Source organism: Nocardia sp. CC201C (assembly GCF_030010695.1).
GTDB lineage: Bacteria > Actinomycetota > Actinomycetes > Mycobacteriales > Mycobacteriaceae > Nocardia > Nocardia otitidiscaviarum.
Window position 1 is genome coordinate 1 of record NZ_JASCXP010000710.1, and the last position, 1,554, is coordinate 1,554.

At 71.3% G+C, this 1,554-nt stretch carries 1 protein-coding gene and 1 pseudogene; one reads left to right on the forward strand and one right to left on the reverse strand.

Annotation, left to right across the window (positions count from 1 at the left end; genetic code table 11):
- Window positions 1-215: pseudogene (locus QK444_RS36155) on the reverse strand (DNA-binding protein); the annotation flags it as partial.
- Between the two features lie 151 nt (window positions 216-366).
- On the opposite strand from QK444_RS36155, the gene QK444_RS36160 reads away from it, so the two are divergent.
- Window positions 367-1,554, forward strand: a 1,188-nt coding sequence (locus tag QK444_RS36160) for a helix-turn-helix domain-containing protein (protein WP_282786606.1), incomplete at its 3' end; no start/stop codon positions are given.

Genomic DNA, 1,554 nt, shown 5'->3' on the forward strand with positions numbered 1-1,554 from the left:
TTCGCGGGCGCGGACTTGGCGGCGGCTTTCGTCGGCGCGGTCTTGGCGGGCGCTTGTTTCGTGGGTGTCTTCTTGGCCGCCGCGGTCGGCTTGGCGGCGCCCGCGGCCTCGGCGGGCTCCGCGCTGGCCGGGGACGCGGACTTGGCGGCGCGCCGGGTGCCGGTGGATTTGCGGGGCGCGGCCTTGCGGGCACCCCCGGATTCGGAATTGGTCACGATTGCTCTCCCACGTGCGCTACGTTGCGGCCGCGAGCTGTGCGACAGCTCACGAACTATGATCGTGACACAATCCACAAGGACATTCTTGGCCCAATCGGTCAACTAATTCGGCCGGTTTTATGCCGGAAGCACAAATTCGGAGGTGCTCGTGGCGACCACCGCCACCCCTGCGGCCATTCGGCAGTGGATTGCCGACTTCGTCGCCGAAACCCTGCGCACCGACACCCTCGACCAGGTGGTGACGCGGCTCGACAATGCCATCATCGCCCGCGTGCCGGAATTGGCCGACCGGGATATGCGCCGCGATCTGGCCGCGAGCACCCGCGCCCACGCCCTGGAGGTGCTGAGCACCCTCACGCAGGACCATGCCGACTATCCGATCCCGGCGGAAGCGCACGCCTTCGCCCGCACCATCGCGCGGCGCGGCCACGATCTGCGGGTGCTGTTGCGCGTCTACCACGTGGGGCAGGAGGCGGTGATCGAGTACATGAGCGAGACCATCGACGAGCGCCGGCTGCCGCCCGATATCGAAAGGTCGGTGCTGCTGCGGCTTTTCGACCGCTCCACCCGCTGGGTCAGCACCTGCGTCGAAACGCTCACTGACACCTACATCACCGAACGCGAGCGCGGCCTGCGGGCGGCGCTGAACCAGCGCGGGGAGATCGTGCGCGCCCTGCTCGACGGCGCCGACCTCGATATCGAGCACGCCTCCGCCAAGATCGGCTATCGGCTGGCGGGCCGACATCTGGCCCTGGTGCTGTGGACCGATGCGGACGCGGTCGCGCTCGGCTCCGCCGACGGCACCGGGGAGGTCGGCGACCGGCTGGACCGCGTGGTGGCCCGCTGCGCCGCCGCGGTCGGCAGCGGCAGCGTGCTCACGATTCCGGCGGGGGCCAGTGCGCTGTGGGCCTGGCTGGCCGTGCCCGACGACGGTGTGCCGTCGGTCGCGGACTGGCCGGTCGAACCGCCGGTCCGGGTGGCCGTCGGGCTCCCCGGATCCCAACTGGCGGGCTTCCGCCGCGGCCACGCCGAAGCGGTCGCCGCCCGCCACGTCGCCGAACGCGCCCGCCCCGGACTGCCGCGCGTCCTCGACTACCGGGAGGTGGAGGTCGCCTACCTGGCCGGGATCGACGAATCCGGCATGCGCGCCCTCATCGACCGCGAATTGGGCGTGCTCGCCGCCCCGGACGCCCAGTCCGCCCGCCTGCGCGAAACCCTGCATGCCTATCTGCGGGCCCGCCGCAGCCCCGACACCGCCGCGAAGGCGCTCGGCGTGCACAAGAACACGGTGCGCTACCGCCTCCAACGCATCGAGGAACTCCTCGGCCGCCCCGTA